General features: G+C 57.7%; 13 protein-coding genes and 1 pseudogene. 5 read left to right on the top strand and 9 right to left on the bottom strand.

The features are described 5' to 3' along the window. Positions 1-45 precede the first annotated feature (45 nt). Positions 46-282, bottom strand: a complete 237-nt coding sequence (locus AC1D02_RS08495) for a hypothetical protein (RefSeq protein WP_477315692.1) — start codon at positions 280-282, stop codon at positions 46-48. 529 nt (positions 283-811) lie between these two features. On the opposite strand from AC1D02_RS08495, the gene AC1D02_RS08490 reads away from it, so the two are divergent. Then, on the top strand, positions 812-1,693 hold the full coding sequence (locus tag AC1D02_RS08490; RefSeq protein ID WP_477315690.1) for a hypothetical protein: 882 nt from the start codon (positions 812-814) through the stop codon (positions 1,691-1,693). A gap of 17 nt (positions 1,694-1,710) precedes the next feature. Here the strand turns inward: AC1D02_RS08490 and AC1D02_RS08485 are convergent, their stop codons facing one another. Together AC1D02_RS08485 and AC1D02_RS08480 are read right to left on the bottom strand one after the other, a co-directional pair. Next, positions 1,711-2,328 (bottom strand): hypothetical protein, encoded by a 618-nt coding sequence (locus AC1D02_RS08485; RefSeq protein WP_477315688.1) that lies wholly within the window; start codon positions 2,326-2,328, stop codon positions 1,711-1,713. A 672-nt stretch (positions 2,329-3,000) separates the two neighbouring features. After that, positions 3,001-3,621: a hypothetical protein gene (locus tag AC1D02_RS08480; RefSeq protein WP_477315686.1), complete on the bottom strand. Its 621-nt coding sequence runs from the start codon at positions 3,619-3,621 to the stop codon at positions 3,001-3,003. 385 nt (positions 3,622-4,006) lie between these two features. Here AC1D02_RS08480 and AC1D02_RS08475 point away from each other — a divergent pair, with 385 nt between their 5' ends. Continuing rightward, the gene (locus AC1D02_RS08475) at positions 4,007-5,041 is read left to right on the top strand and encodes a hypothetical protein (RefSeq protein WP_477315684.1); all 1,035 of its coding nucleotides are present in this window, start codon (positions 4,007-4,009) and stop codon (positions 5,039-5,041) included. A gap of 433 nt (positions 5,042-5,474) precedes the next feature. After that, positions 5,475-9,044, top strand: a complete 3,570-nt coding sequence (locus AC1D02_RS08470; protein WP_477315682.1) for a DUF3987 domain-containing protein — start codon at positions 5,475-5,477, stop codon at positions 9,042-9,044. A 158-nt stretch (positions 9,045-9,202) separates the two neighbouring features. Here the strand turns inward: AC1D02_RS08470 and AC1D02_RS08465 are convergent, their stop codons facing one another. Beyond that, on the bottom strand, positions 9,203-10,546 hold the full coding sequence (locus AC1D02_RS08465; RefSeq protein WP_477315680.1) for a tyrosine-type recombinase/integrase: 1,344 nt from the start codon (positions 10,544-10,546) through the stop codon (positions 9,203-9,205). Between the two features lie 542 nt (positions 10,547-11,088). Here AC1D02_RS08465 and AC1D02_RS08460 point away from each other — a divergent pair. Continuing rightward, positions 11,089-11,862: pseudogene (locus AC1D02_RS08460) on the top strand (IS1595 family transposase); the annotation flags it as partial. A gap of 63 nt (positions 11,863-11,925) precedes the next feature. Here AC1D02_RS08460 and AC1D02_RS08455 read toward each other — a convergent pair. The 4 genes from AC1D02_RS08455 to AC1D02_RS08440 all read right to left on the bottom strand — a co-directional run bounded on the left by AC1D02_RS08455 (position 11,926) and on the right by AC1D02_RS08440 (position 19,293). Then, positions 11,926-15,636 carry a hypothetical protein gene (locus AC1D02_RS08455; protein ID WP_477315678.1) on the bottom strand — a complete coding sequence of 1,237 codons (3,711 nt, stop codon included), beginning with the start codon at positions 15,634-15,636 and terminating at the stop codon, positions 11,926-11,928. 396 nt (positions 15,637-16,032) lie between these two features. After that, positions 16,033-16,575, bottom strand: a complete 543-nt coding sequence (locus tag AC1D02_RS08450; protein WP_477315676.1) for a PEP-CTERM sorting domain-containing protein — start codon at positions 16,573-16,575, stop codon at positions 16,033-16,035. A 154-nt stretch (positions 16,576-16,729) separates the two neighbouring features. Continuing rightward, the gene (locus AC1D02_RS08445; protein ID WP_477315674.1) at positions 16,730-17,977 is read right to left on the bottom strand and encodes a glycosyltransferase family 4 protein; all 1,248 of its coding nucleotides are present in this window, start codon (positions 17,975-17,977) and stop codon (positions 16,730-16,732) included. Then, on the bottom strand, positions 17,977-19,293 hold the full coding sequence (locus AC1D02_RS08440) for a nucleotide sugar dehydrogenase (protein WP_477315672.1): 1,317 nt from the start codon (positions 19,291-19,293) through the stop codon (positions 17,977-17,979). Before AC1D02_RS08440 ends, AC1D02_RS08445 begins: the two co-directional genes overlap by 1 nt. Before the next feature lie 387 nt (positions 19,294-19,680). On the opposite strand from AC1D02_RS08440, the gene AC1D02_RS08435 reads away from it, so the two are divergent. Next, a complete protein-coding gene (locus AC1D02_RS08435; RefSeq protein WP_477315670.1) occupies positions 19,681-21,123 on the top strand; it encodes a lipopolysaccharide biosynthesis protein in 1,443 nt (480 codons plus the stop codon). A 23-nt stretch (positions 21,124-21,146) separates the two neighbouring features. Here the strand turns inward: AC1D02_RS08435 and AC1D02_RS08430 are convergent, their stop codons facing one another. Further along, entirely contained in the window at positions 21,147-22,412 is a 1,266-nt protein-coding gene (locus AC1D02_RS08430) for a hypothetical protein (protein ID WP_477315668.1), read from the bottom strand. Positions 22,413-22,417 lie beyond the last annotated feature (5 nt).

Below are 22,417 nucleotides of genomic sequence, written 5' to 3'. Positions count from 1 at the left end.
CTAATAACACCGCCCTCCGCTGAGACGTTTTGCGACCAAGGTGGGCTATTTCGGTTCTACGCCGGTAGTCTCCGGGGAGAACGACTCGTCAGGATCCACGCAGAGAAGGAAAAGCGCATCGCGCACCGCCAGCATTTGTTGCTCGTAATTTAATGTTCCAGAAACTCCGCACATTGTGATCCGCGCACCATGCGTAAGGCGCATCGCTTCGAGTGCTTGTTGAAGAGCCGCTACGACGCGCCCGTCGCGCTCAACACCAGCAACATATTTCGCAGTATCCATAGCTATCCTTTCGGGTCCACGAACTCGGGATCGGCATTTATAGGACTTGGGCGCGCCGCTGGTTCCGATGAAAAAGCACCCGCGCAGCCACGGTCGATGGGATGTGGTGGTCCACGAAAAAGGAACGTGCGACTTGCGGGTCGAACGCGTCGAAGCAATCAAGCGCCTGGTTGACAAGGCGTGAAAGTTCGCGATCGCGTCTCCTCTCTGCACCTGAAAAATCTGACATGCTTAGCCTCCCGAACACCCACACGGGAGATCAGTATAACGTAATGATGCGCGGCAGCAATTTGGCATTATTAATCTTGGCGAAGCCTCGATAGCTAGTGGTTATGAATGTATAACCGCTGGGGATGCGCGCGCCCGAAAGTTCGACGTGGGCGAACGAAATGGGCGGACGTGGCATCCGTGGTGCCCCCTGAAAAACGGTAAAAACCGGTCGTTTTTCAACAATACAAATTTGCCGTCCTGACAAGTAATGATAGGTCTACAATGATTACAAACCTTGGAACAGTAGATGGGATTCGATATGGCAAAGAACTTGGACCTAATCCGTGACGTATTACAAACTCACTACGACGAGGCCGCGGATGGTCTTGTCGAGAAGTCGCCATCTCGCTTGGCACGCGGCGAAGGGACCAGAAAGAACTACTATATTTTAAAGATTGATCTCGTGAATTCTACTGTGATGCTCCGTGGGCGGCGACCAGAAACGTACCTCAAATACGCGCACACTTTCTTGTCCACCGTGGACCGCATAACTCAAAGTTTTGGAGCGGATGCCGAGCAAGTTGAGTACGCAGGAGACAGCGTATTGGCATATTTCCCTGATTCGGTTAATGCTTTTGACGTCGTCAAAGCGGCTTGCTTTGCGAAGGTCGCGGTGGAGCAGATGCGATCAATGGACCGCACCCTAGGGTCACTTCCGCTCGCATGCAAGATAGTCCTACATTACGATGCGCTGACCATGGCGAGAATTGGGCCACGGGCTAGCAGTTTTATTACGGCAATCGGATTTCCCATTCACCGTGTTGCTAAACTCGAAAAAGAAATCATGTCTGGTACGGGGCGCGCGACACGTGAATTTTTTAGGCAGTTGGCGCCCGCCGAGAAAAGGTATCTGAGCGCGGTGTACCTCCCCGCTCCCGCGGAAGTGGCACCCGCGCATACTTGTAATGAACTGTCCCAGCCAAGCGCTTCCTCCCTGCTGAGACAGCTCGGCATGCCTGCGCGGCTTCCCCCGCAGAATCCGCTCGCTGATGCGTTGTATGGACGAGGAATGCGGCAACCGAGCGCACAGCAGGCTGGGGTCGCTAATTTACCGATCATCACCACGGTCCCGGTATACGCGGAAGTGATTGGTTATGACTTAAAGTGGCAGACATTGTTACCGTTACTGGAACTAGCCTGATTATTAACATCGATTTTTCAGAGTTTGAGATCCGATAAGGTAACGAGCCAACATGTAATGCCGATCGAAATCCAAGTCACTAAAGCAAAGAATGCGGTCCTTACTCTACGCAATTTAATAGCCCTAATATACGCGAGCTTCATTTGCTCAAATGACAACTCCGCCACGACCGATGCATCGTCCTTGGGGATATTCATCTGATGCGAAATCAACTTGGGGCGAGCAGCGGCATATCGATTAAAAAATGAATCCAGAAATTTCAGTGGAAACAGCCCGCCTCCATAGAATGCTCCCGAAATCCCCGAGAATTCAATGTGCGCTTCTGGGTTATTGATTGCAATAAGGCCGAGGAACGCAGATAGCACACCGATCGCCCATGCCAAGAAAAAAATTGATACCAGGACGAGACCGGCGCGAGGATGAGATGAAACGAATTTTCCGCCGCCTTCGTATAAAACGTCGAACTTGGTAAGCGCAATCGAAAAGATCACTAACGCCACTGATAGTTTCGCGTCGAGTGCCCGTATCACTGCCTGCATGTCGTTGATGGACGCATACAAAAAGGTCAGCGTCGAGGGGCAGACCGATGGTGCGGCCGGAACGGCGGGGGAAATCTGGACAGTAGATTCGCTCATTTTGCTCGACAAGCCTCTCAATTCGGAAAATTCACTGCAAACTTGCACCAAGCGCGGCTTCGCTGCGTGTGATTGACATCATATCAACGCGAGGCGGATACCGAAATCCCGGTGCGACCTTAAACTATGGTTGTCCCGAACGGCACCGTGACTGGGTCCGTGAAACCCTCTACTTGGCCACTTGCAAGGCAACAAAAATGCCGGACTGCCAGCTGGGCCGGACAACACCATGCGGTTTGAGACCTATCACCTAGATCAATGTCGATCGGAAATTCGTCCGCGCGCGCGCGAACGTCGTGCAAGACGCATCGGCGGTCCAGCCCCCAAAACCACCCCGCATCCTTGGATAAAATTTAGTGGAATTTGACTGCCTTCCACCTGCATTAAGAGAACGCAAAAGCGGCGTCCTCAGAGGCCTCTCTCATAGGAGAAAGTAGTAGTGATCTATACAAATAATATATAAATTCTCTAAATTCTCCCCCTCCCCTTTCCCTGAGCTGAAACCCAGTTTAGGCGCAAGGCAATGAGTCGTTACTGGGATCGCCGTGACGCGATCGGTGGTCACTCCGGTTTCTTGAGCTGCCGCCTGCTACCGCTATTTTTGCTACTTTGCTACAGCTTTTCTATCATTAAACAAAGCGCTCTGATACGAACTCCGCCAATCAGGCGGCGTCACGGAAGCACTCCAAGCCCTATTGGCAGCGAATCCGACGCAAGCTCGTGACGCGCGTAAGATATCAGCGCTTCGCAATGGAATCGCGCGAAGTTCGACCGCTTGCGGAGCGATCCCGTTGGCGAATGCGCGGCAGCGATTACGAAATTTTTATGAAAAGCCTGGAGGGCCTCCATAAATGCTAGTGTTTGAATCCGTTCGTTTTCCGCGGCCTCTCCGTTAACGATGAGTGTCGCAGTAACGGCCCAGTGCGGCTTGCCGACAGAACGATAGTGCATTTCGCTCACTGAAGCTGGATCAATCTGTTGTATCAGCAACGGCGCGTCTTGCCCCGAAATTAGAAACCTGAAATCTAGAATTCCCATACCGGTGGGTGGACCGGATTCCCCGTGATCCCAAGGCGTATAAAAGCAAGTTAAGACTTCCACTTGTCCTACGTTCAGCCTAAATCCGCTATCGAGCAACGAGACGGACCAAGCCTCGCTTCCTGTGCTTTCGCAGTAACCAATGGACCGCAACAGTTGCGCGCACATTAGGTTCCTGTCCGCAGGATGCGGAAGAATATCTACATAGGCCGCTCTGATTTCATCAGGCTCCACTTCCGAAAGATTGATCATCATTGACTTTCCGGCAATATTTTGTGCGTCCAACACACCTTGATTATTAGATGCGGCCAAGCCCCCTTGTATTTTCTACCTGCGCTTGATCAACTCATCGATATCATGGGTTAAGTCTCACATACGAGTATCATTTAGTCAACGCTGACAGGCTAAGTTGCGACTGCTACTTATGCTACAACGCTACCCAGTCGTTCGTGGCGTCGACGTGCGCGCGATCTGTTCTGCATCCCACGTGCTACCGCTATTTCGGCTACTTTGCTACCGGCCACCAGCCTCGCGCGCCCTTCACTGCGCGTCCGGGGCGGCCAGATTGTCATATCTGACATTGACGACATTTTGCGGCACTGCTACTGTCGCCGTCCTACTTGTCGATGGAAAGAAATGGATGCACATCAACGAAGTCTCTTCCATCGGCGATGCAATTTTCTACCTGAGCAGGCTCACCCAGCGCCGCTGGACCGAAGCAGAGTTTGCGCGGGAGGTGATTCGCCTTCGCCTCCCCTTGTACGCAGTCGCGCCGGACGGCCACTCGATCGTCTCTACGGAGCGGGTTGATGGCAAGCTCGTAATTACGCCCCGTCCCGACTTGAAAGCGGACTACGTGACCTTGTTGCAGGACGAGATCGAGCAACTCAGCTTGGGCGGACAGACAATTACAAACCGTCCCGCTTGGTTGTTCGAGGACGTCCCGTACCGTTCCTGGGGCGAAATTCAGGCGTACCGCGCAGCGAATCACCGCGTCGTCAACCACTGGGACACCGAAGAGGGCGAATGGATGGGGCAATCCAGCATCTATTTCTTCGACAGGCCCATTGGCGTTACACCGGACACAACGCTGGTCGTGCCAAGGCACACGATCGCGGAATTGGCCAAGGCCAAGCCAGCAAACGCTCCCATACCTTCGGCGCCTCTCGCCCCGGCCGAATCGTGGCCGCACGATGCTGGTGCGACTGAGCCTAAACGTTCTGGCCCAGCGCTGGATGGCTCGACGGCCGCTTCTACTGGCGCCCCGGGGGCGGTACCAGACGGCACCGCCACGCGCGATGATTCCGCAACGGTCGAGATGGACATGCACGAATCGCCGGTGGTGCCGAAACCAGCCGCTGCTCGTCCGCCAGATGAAATCCTTGGCATCACGAAGACTGAAGTAGTCACTGCATTCGCGCCGCTGATTCCGATCAAGGATTTGGCAGGCGCCTTGGCGGATGGAAAAGGGATTTACGGCGAGGGGAAGGCCCGCTTGACTCGGGGCACCAAGGATCGCCGGCACTTGGCTCGTTGGGATCCGATTTATCTTGCCGTTTCTTACTATGAAATGTACCGCATTCCGAAGAAGAAGCTCGACAGGGTCTTCACCGACCATGCGTTTTTGCGGCTGTGGCTGGATAAATGGGATGAGAAATCTGAACACCTGCCCTAAATTTTCTCGCTCCAGGGGGCGCACATACCGCAGCCTCATACCGCTGACATACCGCTCAGGTCCCGCGAAACGCGCGTGAACACGTGTTCGGCATACCGTTAAGCACAGTACAAAACTAGCGGTAACTAATTCTGCAAACTCCAAAAACCAATCAGGAGTTTCAAATGAATCAGTGCCCGAAAGCCACCCTCAGCCTGCACGAGACCACCACCCACTGCGCTCCGCAACACAACCCTGACTTTGTCTCACTCGCAGCGCAAGTCCGCAGCACGGTTAGCACCGACGAGGCGGCGTTCCACCTCGGTCGGAAGCCGCAAACCCTCCGTAAATGGGCGTGCTACGAAGACGGGCCGCTCCGGCCCGTCCGTATCAATGGCCGCTTGGCGTGGCGCGTCACCGACCTCCAGCGTGTGCTGAACGAAGGGAGCGCAAAATGATCGCCTCCCACGACCTGGACATGACCGACGCCATGGAAATTGCGGATGATTCCGTGGCGCACTTCGAAGCCCACCCTGAATCGCTGGCAGCGCTTAGCGACTTGGGCGCGGTGTTGGCCCGCATTGAGGCTACGGAGGTCATCGAACACGCGATGGATTCGGCCGGCGTAATGCCGCAGCAGTCGCCGTCCGATGAGTCGGCAGTCGCTCCATCTGCCACGGACGCAACGGACCAGACGGTTGACACGTTGGACATGGACGAGGTCGCCGAAGTGCTGGTTCATATTCCTGCCCCTGTGCCCACGTACGCCGTCTCGACGCCTATCGAAATCGAAGCGACGAGCGCAACGGAAGGCGAACCCCCCAGTCTGGCCGACGAGCCGAATTCCATAACGGCGGACGTCATCGTGACGCATGCGGCCGACGCGGATATCACGGGCACCAAAGAAATCATTGAACTGATCACGTCGGCAACCTACGTTGAGGTCGCCACCGCGGCCCCGACCGCAGTAGAAGCGAAGATCACGATGGAATGCGACGCGCCTGCCGTGACCAAATGCGGAAGCGCGGCGAGCATCACAGTGACTAGCATGGCTGAATATGCCGAGGTGCCGCAGGAACAAATTCCGGCAGCCCTGCCCGACGAGCCAAACCCCGCACCGGCTACGCCCGGGTCCTCGGAACCGGCAGTAGTGGACACGATTGGCATGGGCGAGACGGTCGCTATGACGATGACCGTGTCCGAACCTGTGCCAGCGTGCGTATGCCCGCCCCCACCCCAACTCGGAGCGCCAGCTTCGGCCAACGTGCCGGAAATTGCGCCCGCAACGTTTTCCGCATCGGAATCGGACGAGGTCACCGCATTGGCCACGCAAGTGGCCAATGCGGTGAACATGACCTCGAACAACTCTTATGGTGCGGGCGGGGCGCCGGCGGGCATCGCAGTCGAGAAGCTGACCGAACCGGAAGGCGAAGCGCCAGTTCCGACCTATGCCGAAAGCGCTGCGACGCCGGTGTCCCCGGCGCCGCTTCAAGATAGCGCCGAGCCAGCAGCACAGGTGTCGCTGCCCCTTGACCCGAAACCCGTGCCGGCCGATACGCTCGCGACAGTCGTTGCGTCGTCGCCGGCAGCGAACCCGGCACTCGCCATGGCCTTGAAATTCGTCGAGCGCGGCATCCCCGTGTTCCCGCTGTTCGGCATCGATGGCGACCACTGCACCTGCGGTAATAGCATCGAATCGGGGAAGTGCTCCGCCGGCAAGCACCCCCGTCATACCGATTCGTTCAATGGTGCCACCACTAAGGAGGTTGCCATCAGCATGTGGGCCAAGTACAACCCCAAGATGAATTACGGTGTCTCGACCGGCCGTCAATTTGGCGCCACTGGCAAGATTCTCGTGGTGGTCGATATCGACTGGTACAAGCCGCAAGCGCGGCAGACGGTGGAAGACCTTGAGCAGGCCGGCTACTTTTTCCCCGATACCGCGGAAGTTCTGACCGGTGGAGGTGGCCGCCACCTGTATTACTTGGCTCAGGCAAATACGAAATTCGCGCAGACTGCCGGTCCGGGCATCGACATCAAAGGTGTGGGCGGCTATGTGATCGGGCCGGGCAGCATGCACAAGTCCGGTCTGCGCTACGACTTTGAGGCGTCCAGCGACCTCTTCAACGGTCAGGAGATCGCCGACATGCCGGAGTGGATGCACGAAAAATTCGGCCGGCGAGATGTCACGAAGTCGTCCGCTACCTTGTTGGATGCGCCAGTGGCGTCGGGCAACGATGAGATCCCTGATGATGAGATTGCCGCCTACAAAACGTACTTGGAAATGATCTCCCCGATTGATCGTGACATCTGGCTCAAAGTCTTGATGGCGCTGAAAAGCCGTAGCGAGTCGGATCAAATGTTTAACCTGGCAGACGAATGGAGCAAGAAGGCGGGGTATGAAGGAGTCGAGGCGGTTCGCCGCACATGGAAAAGCATCAAAGCTGAGGGCGGAATCACGATTAAGAGCCTCAAGCGGCTCGCGGCTGCAGCGACGCCTAACTCCGACGTTGACATCAGCAACCTCATGAACGAACCTGTCTGTAAGCCGGTAGTTGAGGGCGGCAAGTGGCCTGAACCACAACCGATCGCGTCGAGCGATCCTGCCCGCGCGTATCCGCTGGATGCGCTGCCCATGATCATGCAGGAGGCTGTCAGGGAGGTGCACGACTACTCCATGGCCCCGATGGCCTTGGTAGCGTGTTCAGCCCTTTCCAGCCTCTCGTTGGCGGCTCAAGGGTTGTACGACGTTCAGCGCGACGTGGGCCTCACCGGCCCGATCTCGCTCTACATGCTCGCTATTGCGGAATCTGGCGAGCGCAAGAGCACGCTGGACACGTTCTTCATTAAATCAGCGCGCGAATACGAGGTAGCATGCGCAGTCGCGGCAGCGCCGGAGTTGTTGAAGTTTAATACCGATTCGATGGCATGGGAGGCGAAAAAGAAGGGCATTCTGGATCAGATCACTAAACTGGCATCAAACGACAAGGACACGTCGGTCGCCGAAAAAAGCTTGGCTTCGCACACGGCAGCCCAGCCCTTGGCGCCTGTCATCCCGCGTGTCATCTACAGTGATGCCACTCCAGAAGCACTGACGCGCGGCTTGGCATCCGAATGGCCGTCGGGCGGCGTGATCTCTTCCGAAGGAGGCGCAGTGTTCGGCGGGCACGGCATGAATAAGGAGAGCCAAATGCGTAACCTGGCGGTACTCAACGAGCTGTGGGACGGCAAGCCGATTCGCATCGACCGCCGTACCTCCGCGTCCTATACCGTGAACGGCGCACGTCTGACGGTCGCTGTGCAGGTGCAACCGGCGACGTTCGGCGCGTTCATGGAGGGGTCCGGCCCTCTGGCACGCGGTTCGGGTTTCATCGCACGTTTTTTGACGTGCTTTCCTGAGTCCACCCAAGGGACGCGCGCGTACAAGAAGTCACCGTCCAATTGGCCGAATTTGGACCCTTTCCGTCAACGTATCGCTGACCTTTTCGCGACCACGCCCGTGATCGAGGACGGCGCGCTCAAGCCTACCATGCTTTATTTGGGTGATGACGCGATGTCGGTGTGGATCGATTTCTATAATGAGATCGAGGTCCAGCTCGGAAAGGGCGGCAACCTGCGGGACGTACGTGACGTCGCGAGCAAGACGGCGGACAACGCGGCGCGCATTGCTGCACTGTTCCATGTCTTGGCAGGTGAGGCCGGCTCGATCAATGAGACTTGCATGCGCAGCGGAGCGCGTGTGGCCAAGTGGCATTTGAATGAGTCCCAGCGCGTCTTCGCCGGCGGTATCGCGTCGGCAGGCAAAAGCGACGCACAGAAGCTCGAAGATTGGCTGTTGGCGTACTGCCAGGACTACGGCGTGGCAGAAGTGTCGGGGAAGACCATCAGCCAGCGCGGCCCGGCGGCCTTGCGCAAGAAGCCCGCGCACACTCCGGTGCTCGAAGAACTCGAACGCCTCGGCCGTGTGAAGGTCAGCGGCGCACCTGCGCGCACGGTCTACCTCAACCCCACGCTGCTGAACTAACTTCAAAGCGACCGGCCGGTGCCGGTCGCGCTACTGCTATTTCAGCTACCCCGCTACGTCAAAGCCAAACATATGGCCACCTGTAGCGGAAGTAGCCACTGTAGCAGTAGCAACGCCCGAGATTGCCGAGTCGGGCGACCTTGTTCCTCCCCACCGCGCTATGCCACCGCCTTCAACCCGGCTGGTTCCGACATGAAGACGATCCCCGCCTGACCCAGCATCCATTCTTCGATCTTGACGTGCCACATCCGCAGCAAGTCGAGCGGCCGGCGCCGGTAATGCTTCTCCGCGAGCGCGCTAGGTTTGTGTCCTTGAATCTGCGCTACGACCCCGCTGGGCACTTCCACCCATTCTGCCAGGGTACCGAACGAACGCCGCAACCCATGAAGCGACACGTGCGGCAATCCCGCCACTTTGAGCGCGCGCGTGTGGGCTATGCGCGGCTCGGTGATATGCTCGCTCTCTGCGGCCGGGCTGCTAAACACCCATTCGTTCCGGCGCGGTAGCCGCGTCAGAAGCTGCATCAGGTAGGGCGGCAGAGGGATGGTGCGCTTGCCATCCACTTTGTCGCGAATCGTAATGCTGCTCCAGCTCGGGTTCCACTCCACGTCGCTCCATCGCAGCATCGCCAGTTCGTTCCGGCGCGCTCCGGTAATGAGCAGTCCTTGCAGATAGGCGGCGATTACCGGGTTGCTAATTTGCAATACTCCAGCAAACCACGCTGCCAACTGCTCGCGCTGAAGGCTGTCGCCATCTTTTGTCTTATTTTCAGGAATGATTTCTTTGACCTCGTCGGCAAGGCAGCAATCCGCCTGAACCACCTCACTGTACTGCGGTTGTTTTGTGCACCACCGGATGAATGTGCGGAACTTTCGATAGGAGTTATGTGCGAATGTCGGGCGAGTTGCGCACTCGACCTGAAGCCACTCCTGGACCGTGCGTGCCGTAATCGCATGCAGCGGTTGTTTGAGCAAGGCGGCAAGGGGAGCTGGTTTCGTCATCTTTTTCCCGATCTTTGGCGTTGCTCCACCAGGACTGGCTGCGATAGCGTGATCGGCACGATGCTGATCGCCCCACTTGGGGTGGGGCGCGGCTAGATATACGTCCCAGGCTTCGCGGGCGATCAGCTCACGCTTGTTACGCTCAAGGGCGGCGCTTTCGGCCCGCGCGAGCTGTTCGGTCTCAATGGCGACCGCCTTGGCGGCTTCGCCCGCAGCGCGATCTGCCGCTACCGCCCGCGGGTCAATACCCATGTTAGTCTGCATTTTGTATGCAACCGCCACCTGCTGCGCTTCGGCGACCGAATAGGTCTTCGTGTTGCCGATGGTGATACGAATCGTTTTACCGTTCAGGCTGCTCTCGAATACGTATGACTTGGCGCCTCCGGCAGTTACCCTGACGCCAAGCCCAGGCGTCTTTCCATCCCAAAAAATGCTCTGCGTCTTGCCTTCGGCGCACTTGAACTCGTTAACGCGGCCGGCAGTAAAATTTTCCCACTTCATTGTCGTGTAGGGGCTGTGTAGGGAATTAATTGTAACCCAGTCAATCGGCAGTGACAACGATCAACATAGGATTTTTCATAAGTCTTTGTTTTATATATGATGTCAAGTAAGTGAAATATTAATCAACAGAAATTTACTGCTTGTTGCATGGCCTCCGAAGCCAAGGGTCGTGGGTTCGATCCCCGCCAGCCGCACCAATCCCTCATTGATTTTATTACGTGCGCGGCAAGGCGACACCGTCGCACCAACTCGCGCCGGTGGCGTTATTGCATGAGCAATTACAAGGCTCTGTTGCCGCTAAGTGCTGAATTACTCCGGATGAAGCAGGTCTGAATGAAGAGAGACCGAACCTCCGGAGAACCGCCATGGATGCGCATTCCTTTGAAAAGTTTGTCGAGCTGTTGAGCACGTTGACTAGGCAGCAGATGCATAAAGTTACTACACTTTTAAGCCATGGTTGAGCGGAAATCAGAGTCGCGGACGTCGTTGAAAGGGCTGGTGCGGAGAGCTTGGAATGTTCTCGTTGCCGATAGAAGAGGTTTCATCGACATGGACAAGCCCATTGACTTCAGAGATTTCGTTGCATCGTCTGCTCGAATACATTCAACGCCTCACTGGGAGCCGCCGGCCCGCTTAAGGCACAAGAGCGAGTGGCTAGACTACATGGGCTGCCTGCTTATGGCGACCACAGTGGGCCGCGCCGCTGCGGCAGTGGGAAACCATAGGAATACCAGCTTTCGTTCGCGGCATCGATTTTTGACCCTTCCTAAAACCGACAGGCTTTTACGATTAAGCGGAATCGTAGAAGCCGACGAGATCTACTTTCTCGAGTCAGAGAAGGCGGCACGCAACTTTCAGCGGGACCCGCGTAAGGCGGCGCGGCCAGTCAGCGTGGCACTTCGAAAGAGCAGATATGTGTCCTGGTTGGCCGCGACCGAATTGGACGAACGCTTGGTTTCACTGGGCGAGACCCGGTGTCGAAGGCCCCATTGCGCCGCTGCTTTATCGCTGATGTTAGCCGAAGATGTACTGCTAGTCTCGGGTGGGAATGCTTCGTACCGATACTTTGCACGCGACGCGGGCATTTCCCATCAAGCCATCAATCTAAGAAAAAAATTCGATTGAAGGGAGCTGTTCATGTGCAAAACGTGAATGCCTACCACAGTCGGTTTCGGGGGGGATCAGTTTCACGGAGTCACAACGCATCATCTGCCCAACTATTTGGGATGGCTTTGGGCGCTCGACGCACTGTTGATTCACCCGAGACAATGCAGCGAGCAGCCATTGGCTTTTTCCCACATTTAGCGGAGACATAGCCAATTAAAACGCGTAGGCGGACTAAGCTCGAGCCGGGGGGAAGTCCCGGCTCGAGCGGGCCGCTACGCCAATCTGATGACTTGCGGTTTGCGGTTCTTCGCGGAGCCGTAGACGAATGCTTGCAACGAAGGTACCCACCGGAACTTGGACCAGCAATAGTTCTCAACAGTCTGCAACGTTGTTTGACCATTGGCATCCTGCGGCCAATGCAGGAGCGGCACTCTGCTCCATGTCCATGCCGCAATCGCAGCGTTCACAGATGGGGGCGTAAGTTTGACAATGGATGGTGGAACAGTCGTCTGATCGAAACCCACAATGCAACCTAGCTCATCTACCCATTGCAAACCCATTACGTCGGGATGATGATAAACCAGAGCGCCGCTGGCGTCGTACCCTTGGGTAAGCGAAGGTACAGTTCCCGTGGTGACGTTTTTCGTTACCGCACCGGTTATAAGGTCGCGGATGTACAAGGTACGAAATGCATTACTTGCATAAGGACCCTCCGTATAGCCGCCGTCAATTGCGACAAGCAAGTTTAATGAACTGCAGAGCGCCAAAGAGCCACTTTGAAGATTGCCGCCCAAAGCTGGATATTGAGTAATGGTGCCGCCCCTTGAGATAAACAAGAGGTAGTCAATAGTTCCACCGACGCATGCCCACCAGCCCTGTCGAGCCTGATCCATCACCGTAATCGGATAGTTGCCGCCTTGGGTGGTAGCGGAAAACCGGATCTTCGAGGGGTCGACGTTCTGTGGTTGGCGGGTTGACATCACGGAATATCCGTTGGTTCCGCGCGAAACGTCGAGCAGATTAATTTTGTTTTCCATATTGCCGCCCGCAAAGAAGAACGACGCGAGCGACCCTTTCGGCCCGCCGCCCCATGCCTTGGGTACCTCTTGTAGACCCAGATAGGTATGTGGGCAATACGGCGTTCCGTCGGGCGCATAACCGTTGACGAATGAGCCTGCGGGGTTGATTGCGGCGGGCACATTGGCTGTGCTCCAAAGCAATGTGGAAAAGTCGCAAATAAGCGAGAACTGGACATTTGGCAGGGAAGCCGAGGATTCATGTCCGCCAGCGTAATAAACCTGCGCGCCCAACGGGCTGTAGTCATTTAGAATGGCGCTGCCGCCCCAGATGGCGAAAGGATTGTTCATGTAAAAGCTGTCGTTCCCCCCACCGATCTTGTACAGCACTGGTGTGACATCTTGAGGATTGTTCAGCATCGGAACATCCGCGAAGTAGCCTACAGGCGGCACCCATGTCGGCAGCGCCGTGACTGGCGCGGCGCGAACGGCGAGCGGATCTGGCATCACGCTCCACACGGGCGCCTGATTCCAACCGCTGACAATATCACCCCAGTTTGGCGCCGTTACCATGCGCAGGTAAGCAGCCTGCGCTCCCGGCACGTTGTGCTGAACTGCATAGGCAATTGCTGGCTGCAGATTACCCCAATAGCTGGTTGGGTCAGGAAAGTATGCACCTCGCAGCGCACCTCCCACGCCCGGGTTAGCCACGCCTTTTGTCGCTTTATAGACGTCGCCCCAAGTCGCATACCACGGACCTGCGCCGGTTGCAAAGTCAGGTTTCTCGGACGGTGCGATCGCCATCGTGTAGGTGGCTGCGTCGCAATAGAGGTACTCATTGGCTCCGCCTCCGCCGAGTCGACCGATGATGCTTTGAGCCTTCCAAGCAAAAAATGCGGCCAATTTGTTCTTGCTCGCAGCAGGCATGGAGATATCCAGGGCGAGCGCGTAACCGGTTGCTGCGGTGAAGAAATCTTCCTGCCAAGTAGCCGTCGTATACGTACCACTGCCCGCAGCATAATTTGAGAAAGGTTCGACGATCCCTTGGGGGTTGTTCGGCTTCGCTACATAGTTTGCGTGGTAAAAATCAACGTTGGCGACAAGGGAACCGATGAACTCTGCCCGCAAAGCACTGTCGTCGTCCGGCGTGACGCAAGCTGCTTGGGCGAGGGTGCGGATTGCCCACGCAGCTCCTCGTGTGGTGTTGGCGGAACTCGACTTAATCACGGCCGTACCAAAGAGCCGGGCCGAATCAGTGGTTTTTAGATAGTTGGTCGTAGCGCTAAACTGCACTTCTTCCATAAAATAGAATCGACCGGTCAGCAAATACGCAGTGAAGCCCACCGATGGGTGGTGCGGCGTATCCCAGGTAGCCGGGCGCGTTCCGGCGACTGCTGGAGTGAAGGTGTTCTTGGTCGAACCACCAGTGTCGGAAATGCCAGTGCCACTGCCGCCATTTGCCACCAGGTTGGGGTAGCTGGAAAACTTCAGTGGTCGTAAGGTGGTTTCGTCGCGGTAATGGGTACCGAAGCGACCAGCGCTATAGCCATTGATAATGACACCAGCGTACGCGCGCGCATCGTTGCTCGCCAAGTACAGCACATCCCATTCCGGCAGGAGACCGATAGCGCCGTGATAACCGGTCATCCCCATTTCAGGGGAGTAATCGCCCTGCTGTAGAGGAGTGTAGGTTTTTGCCAAAGAGGCCCACGCCGGTGCAGTGGCGGATACTTTGGCGCGATAGGCCGGTACCAGTTGGGTCGCCTGCAGATAGGCTTTGTCGTGGGTCGCGACCACGTCGACAGGGGCGCCGAGCCAATGGCTCAACACTGTCCCGGACGTGAGCACCGTACGGCAGTGGCTAGGGAGATCGATCGCGCCGCTAAAGCGCTTGGTGCCACCGAGCGAAAAGGCATAAACCGCGTTCTTGTTCACCGGCCCTGCAACGTTCAGGTAGCCATTTTCGATCCACGGCAAGACTTCAACCGCGCCGCCGGTATACAAGCGGACTTCGAGCCAGGCGACCAGATGCGGGTCGTTGCCAATCGGCTTGCGGTAAATCCACGAACTCATCTGGGGGCCGGCGATCCAATTCATGAACGGTGAAGTCCAATCGGTCGCTGCCCAGGCTGCAGCGCCAATACCCGCAGCGTCGACTGCAGCGGTCATGCCGGTCGCTTTTAGATCATTGGTGGTTAATGCTGCGCCGCCGGCCTGACTTCCGATGCTTAGCGTCACCGCGCGCGCGACGCCCGGGCTCAGCGTGGCGCGACCCGAAATCGTCGCGAACTTCAGCGAGCCGTCCGGCCAATAGTTCTTCGCAACCACCTGTGCACCCGGGATGCTGGTCGCGACGAAAGTGCCGGTCGGTACATCGCCTTTTTTGCAGGCATACCCGATCGAAAACGGCAGGTTGGTACCGCCGGCCGCAGACAACAGCTGGAACGCCCCAAAGGTGTTGGAAATACTAATGCCAAAGGGATTCGACGCCACCTGCGAGAGACTGTTGAGCGCGCTGGCGTACATCACCAGCCCGGTGGAATTGCCGAGCGTGCCGACGCCGTCATAGTTAAACGTCTGCTTGATCGCGTCGTAGGTGACGCCGGCCGGTGGCGTGCCGGAGTTTAGGCTGATGCGCATCTCGCTCGCGGTTTTCGACGTGACGTACGGGGCAATCGAGATGCTGGCGGGGGCGCCGACGGTGAAGGTCAAGGTCGGCACCGGGCTCCAGATCGGCAATGTGCCGGACTGAGTAATCGAGCCGAGCAGCATTGTTGGCTGATCGGCCGCGCCTGCGTTCGGCGTTTCCGGAACGGCGCTGCCGCCGCATGCCTGCAGACCGAGGCCACCGGCACTGGCGCCCAGGTATTTGAGAAAGCTGCGACGCGGCAACACGCATTCAGAAGGGAGACGCTCGATTTTGAACAGGCTGGTCACACCGGCTTTGGCAAGGGCAAGTTTTTTCATGGCTGAGAATAGAATCCGCAAAGAGTCGAAACTTCGACTGGTCAATTGAATGAGGGGTCGTACAGGCCAGGCATACCTGGTCAAGCGCCGTCTTGTTTCCAAGAGGGAAGGGGAAGCGACCTGGCCGAGCCTTTTGACTATATCGGCCGAATCGTTTCCGGCAAGTACGTTAATGCTTTGAGGCACGATACCATCAAACTTTCGCGAAATAATCTTAAGTTGCTCTGATGTAACGCAAATATTTTTGTGTAGTATCTAAAATTCAAGAAAAAAGCGGGCTGGAGTTGTCGAGAAACCACGCTCAGTCAGAGGGGTTTCCCGTTGCGGGGGAAGAAGGGGCGAACGCAAAAAAATGCCCGCATCGTGCGGGCAGTGTCGAAGTGGGGTACCTACGTTTTACAACAATCGGCGGCGGCGTGCGGCCAATACACTCAGGCCGATGCCAACCAGAATGAGCGAAGCGGGCTCAGGAACACCTTGCACCGGCGGGGTATCGGACAAGGTGAATGTGATCGACTCGCTGAATTGGTTCTGATTCAGGAATACGTAGCCATCTCCTACCACGCTGAAAAGGTTGACTTCGCCCGTGGAACTGGCGAACAGAAGGCCCGCGTCACTGATGAGAGGAAAGTTGCTTGGAAATAACTGATTGTCGTAAGTAAAGTTGTCACCGGTGTGAACTGCGGGGGCATCCGGGTTCGCGATGAGCGTCAGGGTGTTGCTGTCGCCATTCACGGTTTGGGTGCCGGTGCCTGAAATGGCGGTAAATGACCCGTCGCCGTTGTCGCTGGCGGTCAAGGTGCCGGCGCCGGAGACCGTTGCGCCCGAAAAGGTGAAATAGAACAACTGGTCTGCTGCTGCTGGCTTGACGATGAACATCAACGCGGTGAAGGCGACAGCAAACAGGGCAAAACCGGTTCTTGATTGGCCAGCTTTCATGTAGCGCTCCTTAACATGCTTGCAATGTTGGTCATGAACTGGAAAGCAAGGATCGAGCCAATAAAAAATTTGCTTTTAAATCATGAGCTTGGATAATCGGTGCGCGCATATAGCCGAGCTTGTGTAAAAAATATCGACAAACTCTGCAACGCGATCAAAGAACCGGTAGTGCCTCATTCACAACGGCCGCATCAAGTGCGTCGAGGCAAATTTGTTCGAACGCTCGCGCGGCCTTTTCATGACCGAAACGCGCCTCAACCAGGCTGCGGGCCTGGCGCGCCAACGTGTTCCTGAGCGGCTCGTCGCGCATCAGCTCCAGCAGTGCGCCGGCCATCTCGGCCGGATCGTCGCGTTCGAGGTAATGCTGATCCTTGTCCGCGCCCAGGCCCTCAATGCCGATCGCGGTCGACACCACCGGACAGCCCATGGCCATCGCTTCGAATGCCTTGATGCGGGTGCCGCCGCCGACCAGCAGCGGAATAATGAATGCGTGCGCGGCGTGCACATATGTGCGCACGTCGTCGACAAAACCGGTGAACTCGACGTTCTTCAACCCTTGCGCGCGGGCGAGCAGCGCGGGCGGCGGATTGCGGCCGACGATCTGAAAGCGCGCCTCGGGTCGGCTTGCCACGACCAGGGGCCATACCTTGCTCAGGAAAAATTCGATGCCGTCGATGTTGGCGGCCCAGTCCATCGAGCCAGTGAACACCACCGTGGGCGGGGTGTCGGGGCCGACCGGCGGCGGTGGGCTGAAATGAAAGAACTCGAGGTCGACGCCGGTGGGAATCGCGTGCGATTCCGCCACGCCGTAAGCGTCCTTGAAAAACCGGCCATCCCGTTCCGATACGGCGACCACCGCGTCGAATTCGCGCAGCACCGAGCGCTCGAAGCGTTCCATTTTCTTGTGCTGCGACGCCCACATCCAGCGCCGCAGCGGGTCGCGCGCCTGGCTGGCGTGGCGGGCAAAAATTTCCGCTTCGACGTTGTGCGTGAAGCAAACGCTGCGGCAGCGCAGCGCTGGCGGGCGCAGGACCGCCGAGTGCACGAAGTCGAACACCATCAGGTCAACGTCCGGCCGTGCGGCAACCGCGAGCACCGCTGCCATGCCTTGCGCTGTGCGGTCGGCCACCACGTTGATCGGCAGTTCGTCCGCCAGGTCCATGGCGCGCAGCCATTTCGCGCGCACGGGAGCCGGCTCCCATGCGATGAATTCGGCGCACACGCCGTCGAGCTCTTTCGCCCAGCGACGCATCTGTTCGGGCGTCGCCGGGCTGAGCAGAGTAACGTCGAAAGCGCCGCCCTTGAGACCGCGCAGGATGTTGGTGGTGCGGATCTTCCCGCCCGCGTCGTTGGGAAACAGGAAGACGGGCGAGATGAAGACGAGGCGCGGCCGGGTACCCATTACCAGCAAATGCCTTCGTACTGCGCGGCTGGGGCGTCGCGCAAGTCGGCATAACCGGACAGGTCGATGATGCGTTTCCCTTCCGCGTGGGCAATGATGGCTTGGCGCGCTTCCGGGTCGGCATGGCCGATCACGATCACCTGGGCATCCTTGAGTACAGCTTCCGGCGTTTCGGCCAGCAGGCGGTCGAGGTGGGGAATTTCATGTTCGATGAATTCCTTGTTCTTGCCGAGCAGGCGGCTGATCTTGACGAAGCGGTCGAAGATCGACAGCTCGAACCCCTTGCCGAGTAGGCGTTCGGCCAGCGCGACCAGCGGCGAATCGCGCATGTCGTCGGTCCCCGGCTTGAACGCCAGGCCGAACAGGGCGACTTTGCGGCGGCCGTCGCGAGCAATCATGTCGTAGGCGCGCTTGATGTGCGCTTCGTTACTGTCGAGCAATGCGGACAGCGCCGGAATCGGCACGTCGAGGTCGCGCGCCATGGTAAGGAAGCCTTTGACTTCCTTAGGCAGGCAAGAGCCGCCAAAGGCAAAGCCGGGACGCAGGTAGGCCGCCGAAATGTTCAGTTGCGTGTCTTGGCAGAAGATCTTCATCACCTCGCGGCCGTCCAGGTTGCAGGCCTTGAGCACCGAGCCGGCCTCGTTGGCGAACACGATCTTGAGGGCGTGGAACACGTTACACAGGTATTTGACCGACTCGGCAATCTCGGTGGTGGTGCGCACGAACGCGCCGGGCAGGCCGGCATACATCTGTTCCATCGCCACGTAGCCGGATTCGCCCAGGCTGCCGACGACGGTTTGCGGCGGATTGTGGAAATCCTTGACCGAACTGCCTTCGCGCAGGAATTCCGGGTTGAACACCAGCGCCAGGTTGTCGCCGATCTCTCGTCCCGAGCTCTCCAGCAGGATCGGCAGGATGCGCTCTTGCGTCATCCCGGGCTGCACAGTGCTGCGCAGCACGACGACGTGGGGGCCGTTCTTCTTGCGCAGCACCGCGCCGATCGAACGCACCACCGCATCGACCGCGGTCAGGTTAGGCGAATAATTGGGGTTGGACGGCGTTGCCACCGAAATCAACGAGATGTCGGAATTCAGTACCGCGTCTTCGACATCGTGGGTCGCCCGCAGTTTGCCGGCGTTGACGGCCTTGGTGATCAGCTCATTGATGCCTTCTTCCACGACCGGCGACTGGCCATCGTTGATCATCTTGACTTTGAGCGGATTGGTGTCGACACCAATCACCTCATGGCCCAGTTCGGGCAGGCATCCACACGACACCGCGCCCACATAGCCCAAGCCGAAAACTGAAATTCTCACGTGCGTCCCTCATTTATAAATTTGAAATTCGGCGGACCGAGGCAGACAATATGCCGGACCGGTATTCGACAATGCATTTCCGACCAGTATGGCCGCGGTGCAGCGCACGGTCAACGGAAAGTTGTCATTGCCCTAAGTACTGTAGCTAAGCGTAAACTATGGCCGCAAAAAAAATTTGCCGACGCCGCGCGCGATGGATGATATGCGAATCGGTGCCATATTGACCACACTCATCACGGTCCGCGTGAATCCACTGAGCAAAATTACATGGTAAGCTCCCTTCAAATTTTTTCTGCTTGGCATTCCCAAGTCGCCGTTCCTCTTTACTCGAAGTGAGCCAGTCTTGTTCTCAATTTGTCGTTCCTTACAACGCCACCGCTGCGCCCTATGAAATTCAAGACTGAGGTACATCGCGGCTTGAAATGGACCGCCGGCGCGAAATTCGCGGGCCAGGTAATCACCTGGGGCATCACGATATTTGTGATGCGACTGCTCGCGCCGTCCGATTACGGACTGCTGGCGATGGCCACGGTAATGCTGGCGCTGCTGGGGATGTTTGCCGAAGCGGGACTAGGACCGGCGCTGATCCAGCAGGCCGAAGTGAGCAAAAAGAAATTGAGCCAGGCATTCGCCATCGTGTTGCTGGTGAACCTGACCTTGTTCGGCGCGCTCAACCTGCTTGCCCCGCTACTGGCCAGGTTTTACGCGGAAGACCGGCTGGTCGATGTGGTGCGCGTGCTGTCGCTGCAGTTCCTGATCAGCCCGTTCAGTGTGATCCCCGACGTGCTGTTGCAACGGCAACTGGAATTCAAGCGGCGCTCCCTGATCGAGCTGGGGACCGCTGTGTTGGCAAGTTTCGCCACGCTAGCGCTGGCGCTGGGAGGCTTCGGCATCTGGGCGCTGGTCTGCGGTAACCTTGCCGGGATGTTGGCTCGCATGATCGCCGTCAACCTGGCTGCTCCGTTCCGAGTGTTTCCCAGCTTCTCGGCCAGCGGGATGCGCCAGGTGCTGTCGTTCGGCGGCCAGGTGACCGCCTCGCGTTTCTTATGGTTTTTCTATAGCCAGGCGGACACCGTCATCGTCGGCCGCGTGCTCGGCGAGCATGTGCTGGGCATGTATTCGGTCGCGATGCACCTGGCCACCTTGCCGGTGCAACGGGTGTCGGCAATTCTGAACCAGGTGGTGTTTCCCGCGGTCGCGCGGTTTCAGCACGAACGGGAAGTGATTGCCTCGCAACTGCTGCAAGCGTTCCGGCTGATCGGCTTTGTCGCGTTCCCGGTGTTGTGGGGCATGTCGAGCGTGGCGCCCGAACTGGTCGCGGTGTTGCTAGGACCGGGCTGGAGTGAGGCCAGCCTGCCGCTGCAGGTGCTCACCCTGGTCATGCCTTTCCGCGCGATAGCCGGTTTCCTGCCCACCGTGACCGATGCGGTCGGCCGGCCCGACGTCGGCCTGCACAACGTGATTCTTGGTTGCCTGGTCATGCCGATTGCATTTTTTGCCGGATCCCATTGGGGCATGGTCGGCGTCTCGCTTGCGTGGGTCTGCGCTTACCCCTTCGTTCTGTTCATCAACCTGAAACGCATGCTTGCGGTGGTCGGACTATCGGTCGAGGCACTCGCCGCCAAGCTGGCGCTGCCGCTGGTCTGCGCCACCGTCATGTATGCGTCGGTCTGGCTGGTGCGCAGCCTGCTCCACACCGTGAGCAAGCCGCCGGTGCTGCTGGCAATCGAAATAGCCGCCGGGGCGGCGGCCTATATCCTGATGACCTTGATGCTTAACCGCACGATCCTGGCCGATATCAAACTGATGCTGCGCCCCGGCGGCGCCTAGCTGCCGCCGCGGTGTCGGCCCGTTCAGGACAGCCGGACAACTTGGGGGCGGCGATCCTTGGCGGTGCCATACACCAGCGCCTGTAGTGACGGAATCCAGCGCAGTTTCGACCAAACCCCGTTGAGTGACGATTGCAATACTGGCTGCCCGCCAACGTCGTGCGGCCAATGGCTCAGGGGCGCCACTGTACTCCAGGTCCATGGCAAGGTATCCGGATTGGTCGCTGGCGGACTCAGTTTTACCAGTACAGGTGGATTTACCGACTCGTCCAGACCGACGATGCATCCGAGTTCGTCGACCCACTGCAGGCCCATCATGTTCGGCCGGTAAAAGTCCTTTGTTTCACCGCTGTAGCCGTCATGCAGTGACGGGACGATTCCTTCGGTGAGTGAGCGGCTCATCGCGCCAGTCTGCAGGTTGCGGATAAATAAGGTCCGATATGCGTTGCTGCCGTACGGGCCCCCTGGATATCCCCCGTCGATGACAATCAAAAGATCCAAAGCAGCGCACAGCACCATCGAACCGCTCTGCAGGTTACCACCTAGCGCGGGGAACTGGCTGATCCTACCTGTCTTGCTGATAAAGAGAGTGTACTGGCTCCCGGCATTGACAGTGGCCCACCAGCCTTGCCTTTTCTCATCCATTACCGTAACTGGATAGTTGCCACCCTGCGCATTCTGGTAAAACCGGATTTTGGTAGGATCGTCATTTTCAGGCTGCACGGACGCCAGCTGGGAATAACCCATCGTCGCGTGCGATACATCCATAACGTTAATTTTGTTCGCAAAATTGCTGCCTCCCCAAAAGAAAGACGCCAACGATCCCCTTTTTCCGCCCCCCCATCCTGCGGGAATTTCCTGCAAGCCAAGATAGCTATGCGGGCAGTAGGGAGTACCGTCTGAAGCCAGGCCGTCCGTCCCGAATGACTTCGAGGGATTTGGCGCGAGCGGCAGGTTCGCGGTGCTCCACCGCAAAGTCGTGAAGTCGCAGATCAAGGTCTGTTGCATATTCGGCGCTGTCGAGCTTGATTCATGGCCGCCTGAGTAATAAACCTGCGCTCCGAGTGGGCTGAAATCGCGCAAAAAGGCGCTGCCGCCCCACAAAATAAAAGGCGCGTTCATTCCGCTCTCGCCGCCGGTCAAGACGGCGGGAGCGACATCCTGGGGCATGTTGAGCATCGGGACATCGGCGAAATAGCCAGCCGGCGGCACCCAGGCAGGCACAGGCGAGCCTGCCCTCGGTGGCTGGATGACGATGGAAAACGGATTGGAAGAAGCTACTTGTGTCATAGCGG

This window comes from Massilia sp. P1_C10, assembly GCF_056406475.1.
Note: the sequence above shows the minus strand (reverse complement) of the source record. Positions and strands in the feature narration are given on the sequence as shown.